The sequence below is a fragment of the Sphingomonas elodea ATCC 31461 genome (assembly GCF_000226955.1).
Classification (GTDB): domain Bacteria; phylum Pseudomonadota; class Alphaproteobacteria; order Sphingomonadales; family Sphingomonadaceae; genus Sphingomonas; species Sphingomonas elodea.
Genome location: NZ_AGFU01000021.1, coordinates 13,836 through 30,102, shown reverse-complemented (window position 1 = coordinate 30,102; position 16,267 = coordinate 13,836). Strand labels below are relative to the sequence as shown.

Sequence of the window (16,267 nt, the reverse complement as noted above, 5' to 3'; positions counted from 1 at the left end):
TTCGTTGCCCCGTTGTCCCTGCTCTTGCCCGATTTTCTGGTGCTAGGCCAGAGCCTCGCCCATCCGGCGGATTGCGGATATCTTGGCGGAGAGCGGCGCCCAGTCGTCCCGATCGGCAATGGCGGACCAGAGCGATTCGACCTCGTCGATGTGCATTCCGCACGGGGAGCCTTGCCAATAGGCGTGATCGCGCGCCTTGCGCGGGCGGTAGTCAGACAGGCGGCTGCGGACCTCGTCGAATTCGCTGCCGAACTGGTCGGAAAGCTGTCCGCCGAACGCGTTGAAGTAGAAGAGATCGAGGGGAACGCCGGACTGGTGCAGCGCCTTTTCCAGCGCTTCGGTGAGCGTTCGGTCGCTTGCCGCGTCGCGGGGCTGAACGCCGAGCCGCCAGAGGATCGCCTCGGCCTCGCCCTGCTGATAGGCGGGCGCGAAACCTTCAAGCGCCTCGATCAGCGGCGCCTCCTCGGCGATCAGGCGGAGCGAGATGGCGAGCTGCATCACGTCCCAGTAGATCGCCTCGGGCTGGCGGCCGAAGGCATAGAGGCCGTTCTGGTCGAAATAGGCGGCGATGAAATGCGGCGCCCAGCTCGGGGTGAAGCGCCATGGGCCGTAATCGAAGCTCTCGCCGGTCACGTTGATATTGTCGCTGTTGAGCACGCCGTGGACGAAGCCCGCCGCCATGAACTGCGCCGCCATCCGCGCGGTGCGGGCGACGACATGGGCGAGCAGCCGCTGCGGCGCGTCGGGGCCGTCGGGCTCGCCGAAATAGTGGCGCAGGACATAGGCGGTGAGCGTGCGCAGCCCGTCCTCGTCCTGGAAATAGGCGAGGCGCTGGAACACGCCGATGCGGATATGGCCATGGTTGAGCCGCACCAGCACCGAGGAGCGGGTGGGCGAGGGCTCGTCCCCGCGATGGAGCGATTCGCCGGTCTCGATGAGCGAGAAGGTGCGGCTGGTCTCGACGCCCAGCGCTTCCAGCATTTCGGTCGCGAGGATCTCGCGCACGCCGCCCTTCAGCGTCAGCCGGCCGTCGCCGAAGCGGCTATAGGGCGTCCGGCCCGATCCCTTGGTACCGAGGTCCATCAGCCGGCCGCCCGTGTCGGTCATCTGCGCGAACAGGAAGCCGCGGCCGTCGCCGATCTCGGGATTGTACACGCGGAACTGGTGGCCGTGATAGCGCAGCGCCAGCGGCTGGGGCAGGCTGCCGGGCAGGGGCTCGAACCGGCCGAAATGGGCGATCCATTCGGCGTCGCTTAGTCCTTCGAGCCCCACGCTCGCCGCGGCGCGGTCGTTGCGGTAGCGCAGGATGGTTTGCGGGAAGGTCGCCGGGGTCACCGGATCGTAGAAGCCATCCCCGAGTGCGAGGATCGCCTGTTGCGGAGCGAAGGCCATGCGGCGATATGGGGCGCGATGGATGCTCGGCGCAACTACTCCGATGGCGTTTGGTGGTCGAAAGACGGCCTGCGGCTGCATTATCGCGACTATCCGGGGCGCGCCGACCGCCCGCCATTGATCTGCTTTCCCGGCCTGACCCGCAACGCCCGCGACTTCGCCGATCTGGCGGCACGCTTCGCCGGCGACTGGCGGGTGCTGTGCGTCGAGTTCCGGGGCAGGGGTGAAAGCGCCTATGCCAAGGATCCGATGACCTATGTGCCGCTGGCCTATCTCCAGGACGTCGAGGCGCTGCTCGCCGAGCTGCAGATCGAGAAGTTCGTGGCCGTGGGCACCTCGCTCGGCGGCATCGTGACGATGCTGCTCGCGGCGACGGACGGCGGCAGGCTGGCCGGCGCGGTGCTGAACGATGTGGGGCCCGAGCTGAACCCGGCCGGGCTCGCGCGCATCCGCACCTATGTCGGCAAGCAGGTCTGGTACCCGACCTGGATGCACGCGGCGCGCGGCGTCGCCGAGGCGAACGGGGACGTCTATCCCGACTATGCAATCGAGGACTGGCTGGCGATGGCCAAGCGGCTCCACCGGGTAAGCAGCCAGGGCCGCATCGTGCTCGACTATGACATGAAGATCGCCGAGCCGTTCCGCGTGCCGGGCAACGAGGCCGGGCCGGACATGTGGCCGACGATCGACGCGCTCGCCGGACGCCCGCTGCTGGTGGTGCGCGGCGAGCGATCGGACATCCTGCGCGCCGAGACGGCCGAGAAGATGGTCGCGCGGGTGCCGGGCGCCGAGCTGGTGACGGTCGAGCGCGTGGGCCACGCGCCGACGCTGGACGAGCCGGCGGCGGTGGCGGGGATCGAGCGGCTGCTGGCGAAGGTGGCGGTGGCGGCAAACCCTCGCTAAACACCGGCCCCCATGTCGATCCATATCCTCCATCTACATTCGACCTTCGCGCTCGGCGGCAAGGAAGCGCGGGCGGTGCAGCTGATGAACGCGTTCGGCGACCGCGCGCGGCACACCATCGTCTCGGCGATGCCCGACCAGTTCGGCGCCCGTGAGGCGATCGACCGCCACGTCAAATACGAGATCGCGCTCGATCCGCCGCCGCTCACCGGCAAGCCTTCGGTCAAGCGGTACGAGCAGATCGCACGGTTCATGCGGCGCTTCGACCTCGTCCTCACCTATAATTGGGGCGCGATCGACGGGGTGATGGCGGCGCGGGTGTTCGGCAAGGGCCTGCCGCCGATCATCCATCACGAAGACGGGTTCAACGCTGACGAGGCGGAGAGGCTGAGCACCGTTCGCAACATGTATCGCCGCATGGCGCTGCCCGCCGCCAATGCGCTGGTGGTGCCTTCCGAAAAGCTCGAGCAGGTAGCGACCAAATTCTGGAAGCAGCCGGCCGAGCGGCTGGTGCGGATCGCCAACGGCGTGGCCACCGCACGCTATACGGGCCAGCTCGATCCGAAGCTGCTGCCGATGCTGGAGAAGCGCCGCAAGGGCGAGGTGTTCATCGGCTGTCTCGCGGGCCTTCGCCCGGTGAAGGACCTGCCGATGCTGGTCCGCGCCGTCTCAGGCATGACCTCGCGCTTCAAGCTGGTGATCCTGGGCGAGGGGCCCGAGCGCCAGGCGATCCTCGACCAGGCCGAGGCGATGGCGGTGGAGGACCAGGTGTTCCTGCCCGGTTTCATCGCCAATCCGCATCGCTATCTGGGGCTGTTCGACCTGTTTGCGCTCTCGTCGAAGAGCGAGCAGGCCCCGGTATCGGTGCTGGAGGCGATGGCCGCCGGGCTTCCGGTGGTATCCCCGGAGGTAGGGGATATTGCGGCAATGGTCTCCGAGCCCAATCGGCGGTATCTCTCGTCGGACAGGACCGAGGTCTCGCTACGGGACCGGCTCGACCTGCTCGCGCAATATCCGGACGAGCGGAAGCGGGTGGGTGAGGCGAACCGGCTGCGGGCGGCGGCCCTGTACGACGAGGCGGAGATGGTTGCCACCTATGCGCGGCTCTACGCCCAGGCGATGGGGCGGCCGGGCGTGCTGGGCTGAGACCGGTCCGGTCCTATTTGTTACTCGCTTGTTGCGGCCGTTCCGGCTAGCGTCGCGCGGCAATTTTTGTGGAGGCAGTGTGTTCAAGGGTCTTTCGCCCATCAACTATAACGGCCGTGAGGTCTGGCCGCTGGTCGAGGGTGGGAAGGGCGTCGCAGCGACCAACCATGCGAGCGCGGGGGCCTGGGCGGCCGCCGGCGGCATCGGCACGGTCAGCGCGGTCAACGCCGACAGCTATGACGCGGATGGCAAGATCATCCCGCAGATCTACCGTGCCCTCACGCGCCGCGAGCGCCACGAAGAGCTGATCCAGTACGCGATCGAAGGTGCCGTCCAGCAGGTGAAGCGCGCCTTCGACATCGCTGGTGGCAAGGGGGCGATCAACATCAACGTGCTCTGGGAAATGGGCGGCGCCCAGCGCGTCCTCCAGGGCGTGCTGGAGCGTACCAAGGGCATGGTGGCGGGCGTCACCTGCGGCGCGGGCATGCCGTACAAGCTCAGCGAGATCGCGGCGCACCACGAGGTGAGCTACCTGCCGATCGTCAGCTCCGGCCGCGCCTTTCGCGCGCTGTGGAAGCGGGCTTATTCCAAGGCGCAGGAATGGCTGGCGGCGGTGGTCTATGAGGATCCCTGGCTCGCCGGCGGCCATAACGGCCTGTCCAACGCCGAGGACCCGCGCGCGCCGCAGGATCCCTATCCGCGCGTCAAGGCGCTGCGCGAGGTGATGCGCGAGGGCGGCCTGCCGGACAGCGTGCCGATCGTGATGGCCGGCGGCGTCTGGTACCTGCGCGACTGGAACGACTGGATCGACAATCCCGAGCTGGGCGCGATCGCCTTCCAGTTCGGCACGCGCCCGCTGCTGACCCAGGAAAGCCCGATCCCCGAAGGCTGGAAGGCCAAGCTGATGGAGATCGAGGAAGGCGACGTGCTGCTGCACCGCTTCTCGCCGACCGGCTTCTATTCGAGCGCGGTGCGCAACCCGTTCCTGCGCCATCTCGAAGCGCGCAGCGAGCGCCAGATTCCCTACTCGACCGAGGCGGCGGGCGACCACACCTTCCAGCTCGACGTGGGCGTGAAGGGCAAGAATTTCTGGGTGACGCGCAACGACCTGCTGCGCGCCCGCGAGTGGTTCGGCCTCGGCTTCACCAGCGCGCTCAAGACGCCGGACAACACTTTGGTGTTCGTGACGAGCGAGGACCAGCAGATCATCCGCAAGGATCAGGCCGACTGCATGGGCTGCCTCAGCCAGTGCGCGTTCTCGTCCTGGGCGGATAGCGAGACCAACTCTACCGGCCGCCTGGCCGATCCGCGCAGCTTCTGCATCCAGAAGACGCTGCAGGACATCGCCCATGGTGGCGAGACCGACCAGAACCTGATGTTCGCCGGCCATGCCGCCTACAACTTCAAGCGCGATCCCTTCTATTCGAACGGGTTCGTGCCGACGGTGAAGCAGCTGGTCGACCGGATCCTGACCGGGGATTGATCGGACGACACTCAGCCCCTCCCCTTTAGGGGAGGGGTTGGGGTGGGGCAGTGTCTCACAGAGACCCGCAAACGTTCTGGAATCCCTCCACCCCCAAACCCCTCCTCCAAGGAGGAGGGGCTTAGAAATTCAGAATTTCAAAGCCACCCCTCGAACACCTGATCCGGCGGGCGGTGCCCGTCGGCCCAGCTGCGGATATTGGCGATGACCTTCATCCCCATCGCCTCGCGCGCCTCGAACGTCGCCGAGCCCAGGTGCGGCAGCAGCACGACATTCTCCAGCGCGATCAGCCGCGGATCGACCTTCGGCTCGTCGACATAGACGTCGAGACCCGCGCCCGCGATGCGGCGTTCCTGCAGTGCCGCGACCAACGCCTCGGGGTCGACGATCTCGCCGCGCGCGGTGTTGATCAGCCAGCCTTCCGGGCCCAGCAGATCGAGCCGTCGCGCATCGATCAGGCCGCTGGTGGTCGCGGTATGCGGGGTATGGATCGACAGGATGTCGATCGCCGCCACCATCGCATCGAGATCTTCATGGTATGTGGCACCCAGCTGATGCTCGAGCACTTCGTGTACCCGGTGCCGCCCGTGATAATGGATCTGCAGCCCGAACGCCCGGGCGCGCTGTGCCACGGCCTGGCCGATCCGGCCCATGCCGAGGATGCCGAGCTTGCGCCCGCCGATGCGGTGGCCGCGCATGCTGGTGGGGCTCCAGCCGCGCCAATCGCCCGAGCGGACCAGCTTGTCGCCCTCCACCAGCCGGCGCGGCACGGCGAGGATCAGCGCCATCGCCATGTCCGCGGTGTCGTCGGTCAGCACGCCGGGTGTGTTGGTGACGACGATGCCGCGGGCGCGGGCGGCCTTCAGGTCGATATGCCCGACCCCCGCACCATAGTTGGCGATCAGCCGCAGTCGCTGGGGCGCCGCCGCAAGCAATTCGGCAGTGATGCGGTCGGTAACGGTGGGGACGAGTACGTCCGCGTCGGCCATGGCGGCAGCGAGTGCGGCGGCGTCCATCGGCGCGTCGTCGGAATTGGGGACCGAGTCGAACAGCTCCGCCATCCGCGCTTCGCTGGCGTGCGGCAGCGCGCGGGTGACGATCACCCTGGGGCGGGACGGTCGCTTGGTATCGGCCATGGCAACGGCTTGGCGGGTGCCACGGGTGCAGTCAACGGTTGAAGCGAAGGCCGTGCTGGACGATAGGTGCGGCCATGCAGCAGCGGCGTTTCACGATCGGACTTTCGGCCCTGGCGCTCGTCGCGCTGGCCATCCCCGCGCATGCGGAGCGCAAGCCGCCTTATTATGCCTCGCTCAAGGCCAGCAAGGCGCGGATGCGGACCGGGCCCGGACGCAACTATCCCACCAACTGGTTCTACCAGCGCCGCGGCCTGCCCCTGAAGGTGACCGCCAGCTATGGCGCCTGGCTGAAAGTGCGCGATCCGGACGGCGCGGAGGGCTGGATGCAGGCCAATCTGCTGGAGGACAAGCGCACCGCCATCGTGATCGGCGGCGTGGCCGAGCTGCACAGTACGCCGGCGAACGACTCCCACATCAGCTGGCGAGCGGCCCCGGGTGTGGTGGGCAAGATCAGCGCGTGCAGCAGCGGCTGGTGCTGGTTCGATGCCGGCGGTCGGGCCGGGTATGTCGAGCAGGCGCGCATCTGGGGTACCGATCCCGGCGAGACGGTGCGGTAATCCTCGTCTCTAAGCCCCTCCTCCTTGGAGGAGGGGTTAGTGGAGGTATTCCAGACCAGAAGTTGGTCTCTTTGAGACACTGCCCCACCCCGAACCGCTTCAGTCCATCAGTTCTACCGCGACGGCGGTTGCCTCGCCGCCGCCGATGCACAGCGAGGCCAGACCCCGCTTCTGGCCCTTGGTCTCGAGCGCGGACAGCAGCGTCGCCAGCACCCGCGCGCCGCTGGCGCCGATCGGGTGGCCGAGCGCACAGGCGCCGCCATGGACGTTCACCGCCTCGTGGCTGAGCCCGAGTTCCTGCATCGCGATCATCGTCACGCAGGCAAAGGCCTCGTTGACCTCGAACAGGTCGACATCGCCGGTTTCCCAGCCGGCCTTCTCCAGCGCCTTGCGCATCGCGAACACCGGGGCCGTGGTGAACCGTGCCGGGGCATGGGCGTGCGCGGCGTGGCTGACGATCCGGGCGATCGGCGTAAGGCCCAGCTTCTCCGCCACCGAAGCGCGGGCCAGCACCAGCGCCGCCGCGCCGTCCGAAATCGACGAGGCATTGGCCGCGGTGATCGTGCCGTCCTTGGTGAAGGCGGGCTTGAGCGTCGGGATCTTGGCCGGATCGGCCTTGGTCGGCTGCTCGTCGAGTGCCACCGTCGTCACGCTCTTGCGGCCCTGCAGCTCGACGGGGACGATCTCGCGGTCGAAGGCGCCGCTGGTCTGCGCGGCCTTCGCGCGCTCCAGGCTGGCGATGGCGAAGGCGTCCTGCGCCTCGCGGGTGAACTGATACTCCTTCGCCGTCTCCTCGGCGAAGCTGCCCATCAGGCGGCCGGGCTCATAGGCGTCCTCCAGCCCGTCCAGGAACATGTGGTCCTTGAGCACGTCATGGCCGATCCGCGCGCCGCTGCGGTGGCGCATCGAAAGGTAGGGCGCGTTGGTCATGCTCTCCATGCCCCCGGCGATCAGCAGGTCGACCGAGCCTGCCGCCAGCGCCTCCGCGGCCATGATCGTCGCCTGCATGCCCGATCCGCACATCTTGTTGATCGTCGTCGCCTCGATGTGCTGCGGTAGCCCGGCCTTGAGTGCGGCCTGGCGGGCGGGCGCCTGGCCTAGTCCCGCGGGCAGTACGCAGCCCATATAGATCCGCTCGATCGCCTCCCCCTTCAGCCCAGCGCGCTCGACCGCGGCACCGACCGCGGTCGCACCCAGATCGGTGGCGGAGGCATCGGCGAGGCTACCCTGCAGGCTGCCCATCGGGGTGCGGGCATAGGACAGGATGACGATGGGATCGGCGGACATACAGGCTCCTCTCGGGTGTTTGCCGAGGATCTAGGGGGCCGGCGCCCGGTTTGCAAAAGCCATCGCGCTCCCGCAGGAAGGCATGGTGCGTGAACTTCTTCCACAGGCCGAAAGGGAGTGCCCCGATCAGCAGGCAGAACGGGCTGCTGTTCTGGCTCGCCCCGTTCGGGGCCTAGCGCCTTGCGCGCAGCAGGCAGGCGCCGCGTGATGCCGATCGAAACCTGGGGATGGCCGCTCCTGCTGGGTGTGCTGGGTGCTGTGTTCGGCAGCTTCATCGCCACCGTCGCGATCCGTTGGCCCGAGGGGCGCAGTGTCGCGACCGGTCGCTCGGCGTGCGATTCCTGCGGCGCGTCGCTGCGTGCCTCCGAACTGGTGCCGGTGCTCAGCTTCCTCCTCCAGCGTGGCCGCTGTCGCCGCTGCCGCGCGGCAATCCTGCCGAGCCACTGGGTGACGGAGGTAATCGGCATGGCGATCGGTTTCGTCGCCGGACTGGTCGCACCCGGCCTGGAGGGCGCTGCGGGGGCCGTGTTCGGCTGGTTGTTGCTGGCGTTGGCGGCGCTCGACATTGCCGCCTTCTGGCTCCCGAACGCGCTCAACCTGGGGCTGGCCATTGCGGGGCTGGGGGCAGGTGCGCTCGGGCTCTGGCCGCCGCTGATCGGCCGGATCGAAGGGGGCGTGCTGGGCTTCGGCCTGCTCTGGATGGTCGCTTGGGCCTATCGGCGCCTCCGCGGGCGACAGGGCCTGGGCGGCGGCGACCCGAAATTGTTCGGCGCGATCGGCTGCTGGCTCGGCTGGCAGGCCTTGCCCTTGGTGCTGCTCGTCGCCAGCCTTACCGGTATCGCTGCCGTGCTGGGCATGATGAGCGCCGGACGGCGGGTGCGCGCAACGGACCGGCTGCCGTTCGGTGTGATGCTGGCAGCGGGTGCATTGGCGGTGTGGATCGGCCAGCAGCTGGAGCCCAAGCCGACGCCCGAGCCTGGGGTCGTCGTCATCACCAGCATCCCTCGGGATTGATTGGTGGCGGCATTGCGGCCAAAAAAAAGGCCGCCCCGGAGGGCGGCCTATGAAAGTCTTAGGAGAGGATGCCTGAAAGGCCCAATCTTTCTGCACTGCACGGGCTTCTGCTGCAAGTGCGAACTGTTACCGGTATCATTGCAAAATTTGCAACCTGCCAGCGTTGTCACGTACGAAATGGTTAAGCGGGGGTAAAAGGCTGAAATGAACAGTCTGAGATTGAACGACTTTTTGCCGTACCGCATGTCCATTGCGACCAACGCAGTTTCTGACGCAGTGGCCACCGCATACCGGAACCTTTTCGGCTTGCGCATTCCGGAATGGCGACTCGTGGCTGTGCTGGCGGAAGGCGGGGCGATGAGCCAGCAGGCGCTTTGCGGGCGAACGCGGATGGACAAGGTGACGGTCAGCCGCGCTGCGATTGGCCTCGTGGAACGCGGGCTGATCGCTCGCGCCGCCAATCCCAACGATCAGCGGTCCCATCTTGTCGCGCTCACGCCGGAGGGGTGGCAACTCTACGAACAGGTTGCTCCCAAGGCGCTGGAGCTCGAACGGCGATTATTCTCCAGCTTCTCCGAAGACGAAAAGGCACAGCTCTCGGCGATGCTGGCCCGCATCGAGATCGCGGCCGCCGCTTTTGGCGAGGACTGATCGCACGCCGCTTTGCCCAATTTCTTTTCGACACATGGTGCTTTCCGCGCGGCGCGTAGGTACCGGCAAGCCTATCGCAACGACGCGTCCACCCGGCTAATCCCGTCCCGCGAGGCCAGCCGGGCCTTGCGTTTGATCGCACGCATTGCTTGGAGCGACGCATCAGGGGGAGCAAAATCGGCAACAGACCGTTACGGAGGCGGGCGGGCCGGACTTGAACGCGGCTCCCGGAGGAGGCGCGTGAGAAAAGGGGTTCGGGTTGTTTGGGTCGCCGCGCTGGCGGGGACGGGCTTCGTGCCCGCTATTGCCCATGCCCAGCTGAACGATCCGAAGCCGGGGCAGGGCGCGCCGCAATCCGCACCGCCTGCGGCCGAGCCTTCTGCTGCCGCCGAAGCACAGCAGCGTGCCCCGATCGTGCCCGACAAGGCTTTCGAGGAGGCGCTTCCCAAGCTGAGCGACGACATCAACGCGCCGCTGGAGCCGCTCAACGGATTTCAGCAGGCGCCGAAGCCGACGACTCCGGCCGAGCGCTCCCAGCCTGCCTCTCCGGTCACATCTTCTTCAGCTGCCCCGATGGACGAGCAGGGCTTTGTGCCAGCCGGGCCCGAAGCGCCGGAGCTCACCGCCCCGCTGCCTCTGCTCGCCGATTTCAAGGTCCAACCGGTGGGCGACGAGCCGGAGGACGGAGAGAAGGCGCCGGCGATCCGCTACACCACCGACGTCACCGGCCTCGACGCGCTTCGACTGGACGGGCAGTTCCGCGAGCTTTCCGCGCTGCGGCAAGGCAAGGGCAAGGCCGCCAACGCCGCCATGGTTTCCGCCCGTGCCCGCGAGGACGAGAAACTGGCGCTCCGGCTGATGAAGTCGCTCGGCTATTACGACGCGACCGCCAGCTCCTCGATTGCGCAGGATCCGCCCAATTCTGGCGCAGTGAAGGCGATCATCACGGCGTCGCCGGGCAAACTCTATCGCCTCGGCACCATCCGGATCGTCAGCGACCCGACCGTGCCGCCCGGGCTGCTCGACCGCGAACTCAATCTCAACCCGGGCGATCCGATCCAGGCCGACCGCGTGCTCGCAGCGGAGGCGAATGTTTCGCTCCGCATGCCGCAGCAGGGTTATCCGTTCCTGGAGGTCGGCCAGCGCGACATCGTGCTCGACGACGCCACCCATAGCGGTGACTATACGCTGCCGGTAACGCTCGGGCCGCGTGCCAGCTTCGGCCAGATCCAGGTGGCCGGGCGTCGGCAGGTATTCGAGGCCGAGCATATCAACATCTTTCGCCGCTATCGCGAGGGCGCGATCTATGACAGCCGCAAGGTCGACGATCTGCGCCAGGCTCTGATCGCGACCGGGCTGTTCTCCACCGTTTCGGTCGAGCCCCAGCGCACCGGCAAGCCGGGGCCCGACGGCACCGAGCAGGTCGATCTTCTCGTGCGGCAGGTGGCGGGCAAGGCGCGAACGCTGGCCGGTGAACTTGGCTACAGCACCGGGCAGGGCATCAAGGCGCAGGCAAGCTGGGCGCACCGCAACCTTTTCCCGCCCGAAGGCGCGCTCACCGTCAGCAGCATCCTCGGCACGCAGGAACAGGCGCTGACCACTACCTTCCGCAGGTCCAATGCTGGCCGGCGCGATCGGACCTTGCTGATCACCGCGTCGCTCAACCATCAGGATTACGACGCGTTCGAAGCGTTCACCTCCACGCTCTCGGCGCGGATCTCACGCGATTCCACGCCGATCTGGCAGAAGCGCTGGACCTATTATTACGGCGCCGAGCTCGTCGGATCGAACGAGGACCGGTACAATTTCCAGGCCGGCAAGCGCGACCGTGGTACCTGGCTCATCGCCGCCATTCCCACCTTTGTCGGGTACGATACCTCGGACGATCTGCTCAACCCGACGCGCGGTTATCGTATCAAGGGCAATCTGAGCGCCGAAACTTCGGTGCGCGGCCAGGCGCGGCCCTATGCACGGATGATGCTGGAAGTGGACGGCTATTACCCGGTCACCAGCAATATCGTGATCGCCGGGCGCGCGCGGGTCGGCTCGATCAACGGGATCGGGCGGGACGACCTGCCGCCCTCACGGCGCTATTATGGCGGCGGCGGCGGCTCGGTCCGCGGCTTCGGCTATCAGGAACTGGGGCCGCGTTCTCCGGACGACAAGCCGGTGGGCGGACGCGCCTTCAACGAGTTCGGCATCGAGGCGCGCTATCGCTTCGGCAACTACGGCATCGTGCCGTTCCTCGATGCCGGGCAGGTGTATGAGGGTGTGACGCCCACCGGGCGAAACCTGCGTTTCGGCGCCGGTATCGGTGGCCGCCTCTACACCAATTTCGGTCCGCTGCGCATCGACGTGGCCACACCGATCGCGCGTCGCAGGGGCGAGTCCAAGGTCGCGCTGTACATCTCGATCGGGCAGGCATTCTAATGGCGGACGACATGCCCGAAACCGAGACCGTGACGGTCGTGCGCACCGGCCGCCCCTTGTGGGTGAAGCTATTGCAATGGGTCGCGCTGGGGGTCGTGTCGCTGGTCGCGCTGGCCGGCCTGGCGGTGCTCGGGCTGGACACCCAGCCCGGTCGGCGATTGATCGCCGATCAGCTGGGCAAGCTGCAGCTCGAATCGGGCCTCGGCTTCCGAATCGGACGGATCGACGGGTCGATCTATGGCGGCATGATTTTGCGGGACGTTCGGGTAAACGATACCCAGGGCGTGTTCGCTACCGCTCAAGAGATCCGGCTCGACTGGCGGCCCTTGTCCTACCTCAAGAACCGCATCGACATCCGGAACCTCGAAAGCCCCGAGATCCGTCTGGCGCGGCTCCCCGCGCTCAAGCCATCGGGCGATCCCAACGCGCCGTTACTGCCGGACCTCAACATCGACGTCGCGCGCGTGAACGTCGCGCGGATCGATATCGCACCGGCGGTGGACGGACAGCGCCATATCGCCCGGCTGAGCGGTTCCGCGCATCTGGCGGATGGCCGCGCGCAGCTCGTCGCGAATGCCGGCACGCTGATGGCGCGCGGCGTCGCTGGCGGCGACCGGCTGACGCTGCGGCTGGATGCGGTGCCGTCTGCCAACCGTCTGGACATCGATTTGCGCCTGGATGCGCCGAAGGGCGGTCTGGTTGCGGGGCTCGCCAAACTCCAGGCACCGCTGGTCGCCAGTGTGCAGGGGGCGGGCGACTGGAAGCACTGGCAGGGCAAGGGTGTCGCGACGCTGGGCGGGCGCACCCTCGCCGATCTCGGCCTGACGGCGGACGATGGCCGCTTCCAAATCCGCGGCATGACGTACCCCGGCCTGTACATGGCCGGTCCCGTCGAACGGCTTACCGCACCGGGTCTGCGGCTGGATACCGATTTCCGCTGGGCGGATCGCAAGGCGGACGGCGTGATCAAGCTCAAGTCCGATGCGCTTTCCGCCCAGGCACGGGGGCTCGTCGACCTGGGCAACAACCGGTTTCGCGGCGTGCATGTCGATGCGCTACTGCTGAAACCGGGTACGATCGCGCCCAAGCTCGTCGGGCGGTCGGTACGGGCATCGCTGGCCCTTGAAGGCGCCTTTGCGACGCCGATGGTGGAGTACAAGCTCTCGGCCGGGGCAATCGGCTTCGGCGAGACGGTGGTCGAGCAGCTCTATGCCGAAGGGCGGGCGCGGGTGGATTCCGATCGCATCCTGGTGCCGGTGCGCGCGAAGGCCGCGCGCGTCTCCGGCCTCAACGCCGCGGCGGGCGGGCTAGTCACCAACGTGACCGTGAATGGCGACCTCGCAATCTCCGGCAGCCGGATCCTCTCAGACAATCTGCGCCTGAAATCGGACAAGATCGACGCGATCGCGATCGTTGCCGCCGACATGGCGACGGGCCGCTACACCGGCGCGCTCAAGGGGCGCGTGAACGACTATACCATCGCCGGCGTCGGCGTTGTCGACCTCAATACCGATGCCGAGCTGTATACTGCGCCTGGCGGCGGCTGGGGGATTCGCGGCAAGATTGCCGGGCGCAGCCGCAAGCTGTTCAACGAGGGCGTCCGCAACTTCCTGGGCGGCAACACGATCGCCTCGGCCCGGCTCAACCTGGATCCCAAGGGCATCATTGGCATTGCCGATGTCCGCGTCCGTGCACCCAAGTTCCGTGTGCTGCGCGGGCAGGGGACCTATGATCCCGCCGGGCCGATCCGGCTTACCGCCGATGCCGTTTCCGATGCCTATGGGCCGCTCAGCGCCCGCGTTACGGGGACGCTCAACGCGCCGCAATTGCTGCTCCGTGCAGAAAAGCCCGGGCTGGGCGTGGGGCTGGCGAAGGTCGAGGCGAAGGTCATCGGGCGGGGTGATGCCTATGCGGTCACCGCGACCGGCGAGAGCAGTTACGGGCCGTTCAACGCCGATGTGCTCGTCCGCACGGGCAAGGCGCTGGCGATCCAGGTCAATGCCGCGAAGTTTGCCGGCATGGACATTGCCGGCCAGCTGCAGGCGACTCCGGCGGGCCCGTTCGCAGGCCAGCTGACCTTCCGCGGCTCTGGCGTGGACGGCGTCGCCACGCTGGGTGCCGAGGGCAAGTTCCAGCGCGCCGACCTGCGTGCGACCGCCGACAACGCCACGATCCCCGGCGTCGCCGAACTCACCATCGGCCGCGCGATCGCCACCGCCAGCGTGGTGCTCGCCGAACAGCCGCAGGTCGTCGCCGACGTGCAGATCGCCAACCTCAAGCGCGGCGAGTTCCTGCTGCGCACGGCGCGCGCCAAGATCGACTATCGGGGCGGCAACGGTACGGTGCAGGCGGTGGCGAGCGGATCGTCCGGTGTGGCGTTCGACGTCGCGCTCAACGGGCGGATGACCCCCGGCCTGTGGACCGCGGCACTCCAGGGCCAAGCGAGCGGGGTGAAGTTCCGCACGCCCTCCGCCGCACGGATCGCGGTGGAGAACGGCGTCTATCGCCTGCTCCCCACCCAGATCGACTTCGATCAGGGCAGCGTGCGACTGGCCGGGCGCTACGGCAACGGCACCGTGCTGCAGGCGCGTCTCGACAAGCTCGATCTTGCGATCGTCAACGCGTTCGTGCCCGATCTCGGCATCGGTGGCACTGCCACCGGCAGCCTCGACTTCGCCCAGACCTCGCCCGATGCGTTCCCCAGCGCCGACCTGCGACTGGAGATCGACGATCTGACCCGCTCCAGCCTGGTGCGCGTCTCCACCCCGGTGCACATCAGCATGGTCGGCAAGCTGCTGCCCGACGGCGGCGACCTGCGCGCGCTCATCCGGCGGGGAACCAGCACCATCGGCCGCGTCGTTGCGACGTTGCGGCCGCTCGGCCCGGGCGCCGGCAGCTGGACGGAGCGGCTGATGGCGGCGCAGCTTTCCGGCGGCGTGCGCTACAACGGCCCGGCGGCGTTGCCCTTCGCCTTTACCGGCCTGCCCAACCAACAGCTGACCGGCGCGATCGGCATGGCGGCGGACTTTACCGGCCGCGTCGACCGACCGCTGCTGAACGGCGTCGTCCGCGCGGACAACCTCACCTATGACAATGAGGGGACCGGCACCCGTCTGACCAACCTCAAGATCGACGGTCAGTTTTCCAACGACGCCTTCGTGCTGAACCAGGCGAGCGCACGCGCCGGCAACGGCACCGTGAGCGCCAGCGGCCGCGTCGGCCTCTCTTCGGCGGACGGCTTTCCGATGGCGATCACGGTGAAGCTGGACGACGCGCGGCTGGCCCGCAGCGAGGCGCTGGGGGCAACGGCGAGCGGCACGCTCACCATCACCAAGAGCGCCGATGTCCAGAAGATCGAGGGGCAGATCAACATCCCCGAGGCCAAGTACCAGATCATCCGCCAGGGTGCGGCCGAGATCCCCGAGCTGACCGGGGTCCGTCGCAAGGGTGATCTCGACCCCAACCAGCTGGCGCAGGCGAAGAAGCCGGCACGTGCCTTCGCCAATTTCGATCTGGCGATCCGGGTGCGCGCCGACAATCGCCTGATGGTGAGCGGCATGGGCCTGGAATCCGAATGGCAGGCCAACATCACCATCGGCGGCACCACGCTTGCCCCACAGGTCCGTGGGACCATGGAAGTGGTCCGCGGCACCTACAGCTTCGCCAGCCGCCGGTTCGATCTGACCAAGGGCATCATCCGCTTCCAGGGCGCCGAGCTGACCAACCCGACGATCGACATCTCCGCCAACACCACGGCAGAGGGCGTGACCGCGATCCTCAACATCACCGGCACCGCACAGAAGCCGCAGATCGCCTTCACCTCCAACCCGGCGCTGCCGCAGGACGAGGTGCTGTCGCGGCTGTTCTTCGGTACCAACGTGACGAACCTGTCCGCCACCGAGGCGATCCAGTTGGCCGCGGCGCTCAACTCGCTGCGCGCCACCGGCGGCGGGCTCAATCCGCTCGGCCAGCTCAAGTCGGCGACCGGCATCGACCGGCTGCGCGTTCTCGGTGCCGACGATACCACCGGGCGCGGTACGTCGCTGGCGGCAGGCAAGTATATTACCAACAACATCTATATCGAGATCGTTACGGACGCCCGCGGCTTCACCGCGACGCAGCTGGAGATATCGCTGTCGCGGGCGCTCAGCGTGTTGTCGCAGACCAGTTCGTTCGGCGGATCGGGTGCGACATTGCGCTATTCGCGGGATTATTGAGGTGGCGCGCCGGCAATAGTCGTGCAACCATGCCTCGCGGAGAGGCAAAAC

General features: G+C 67.6%; 11 protein-coding genes. 8 read left to right on the top strand and 3 right to left on the bottom strand.

Annotation, left to right across the window (positions count from 1 at the left end; genetic code table 11):
- Positions 1-42: 42 nt before the first annotated feature.
- Positions 43-1,392 carry a protein adenylyltransferase SelO family protein gene (locus tag KK7_RS0107265; protein WP_010543980.1) on the bottom strand — a complete coding sequence of 450 codons (1,350 nt, stop codon included), beginning with the start codon at positions 1,390-1,392 and terminating at the stop codon, positions 43-45.
- Positions 1,393-1,410: 18 nt separating this feature from the next.
- On the opposite strand from KK7_RS0107265, the gene KK7_RS0107260 reads away from it, so the two are divergent.
- From KK7_RS0107260 to KK7_RS0107250, 3 genes are all read left to right on the top strand, one after another.
- Entirely contained in the window at positions 1,411-2,295 is an 885-nt protein-coding gene (locus tag KK7_RS0107260; RefSeq protein ID WP_010543979.1) for an alpha/beta fold hydrolase, read from the top strand.
- Between the two features lie 12 nt (positions 2,296-2,307).
- Complete coding sequence (locus tag KK7_RS0107255) at positions 2,308-3,441, top strand: glycosyltransferase (RefSeq protein ID WP_010543978.1); 1,134 nt, start codon at positions 2,308-2,310, stop codon at positions 3,439-3,441.
- A gap of 79 nt (positions 3,442-3,520) precedes the next feature.
- Positions 3,521-4,924 (top strand): NAD(P)H-dependent flavin oxidoreductase, encoded by a 1,404-nt coding sequence (locus KK7_RS0107250; protein WP_010543977.1) that lies wholly within the window; start codon positions 3,521-3,523, stop codon positions 4,922-4,924.
- Between the two features lie 137 nt (positions 4,925-5,061).
- Here KK7_RS0107250 and KK7_RS0107245 read toward each other — a convergent pair whose 3' ends face one another.
- On the bottom strand, positions 5,062-6,060 hold the full coding sequence (locus KK7_RS0107245) for a 2-hydroxyacid dehydrogenase (protein ID WP_029623009.1): 999 nt from the start codon (positions 6,058-6,060) through the stop codon (positions 5,062-5,064).
- Between the two features lie 74 nt (positions 6,061-6,134).
- Between KK7_RS0107245 and KK7_RS0107240 the strand changes: the two genes are divergently transcribed.
- Complete coding sequence (locus KK7_RS0107240) at positions 6,135-6,617, top strand: SH3 domain-containing protein (protein ID WP_010543975.1); 483 nt, start codon at positions 6,135-6,137, stop codon at positions 6,615-6,617.
- A gap of 99 nt (positions 6,618-6,716) precedes the next feature.
- Here the strand turns inward: KK7_RS0107240 and KK7_RS0107235 are convergent, their stop codons facing one another.
- The gene (locus KK7_RS0107235; RefSeq protein WP_010543974.1) at positions 6,717-7,904 is read right to left on the bottom strand and encodes an acetyl-CoA C-acyltransferase; all 1,188 of its coding nucleotides are present in this window, start codon (positions 7,902-7,904) and stop codon (positions 6,717-6,719) included.
- A gap of 207 nt (positions 7,905-8,111) precedes the next feature.
- On the opposite strand from KK7_RS0107235, the gene KK7_RS0107230 reads away from it, so the two are divergent.
- The 4 genes from KK7_RS0107230 (at position 8,112) to KK7_RS0107215 (ending at position 16,216) form a co-directional block, all read left to right on the top strand.
- Entirely contained in the window at positions 8,112-8,918 is an 807-nt protein-coding gene (locus tag KK7_RS0107230) for a prepilin peptidase (protein ID WP_010543973.1), read from the top strand.
- 204 nt (positions 8,919-9,122) lie between these two features.
- Positions 9,123-9,569 (top strand): MarR family winged helix-turn-helix transcriptional regulator, encoded by a 447-nt coding sequence (locus tag KK7_RS0107225; protein ID WP_010543972.1) that lies wholly within the window; start codon positions 9,123-9,125, stop codon positions 9,567-9,569.
- A gap of 240 nt (positions 9,570-9,809) precedes the next feature.
- Positions 9,810-11,999 (top strand): autotransporter assembly complex protein TamA, encoded by a 2,190-nt coding sequence (locus KK7_RS0107220; protein WP_237709156.1) that lies wholly within the window; start codon positions 9,810-9,812, stop codon positions 11,997-11,999.
- Positions 11,999-16,216, top strand: a complete 4,218-nt coding sequence (locus KK7_RS0107215; protein WP_010543970.1) for a translocation/assembly module TamB domain-containing protein — start codon at positions 11,999-12,001, stop codon at positions 16,214-16,216. The genes KK7_RS0107220 and KK7_RS0107215 overlap by 1 nt, the downstream gene beginning before the upstream one ends.
- Positions 16,217-16,267 lie beyond the last annotated feature (51 nt).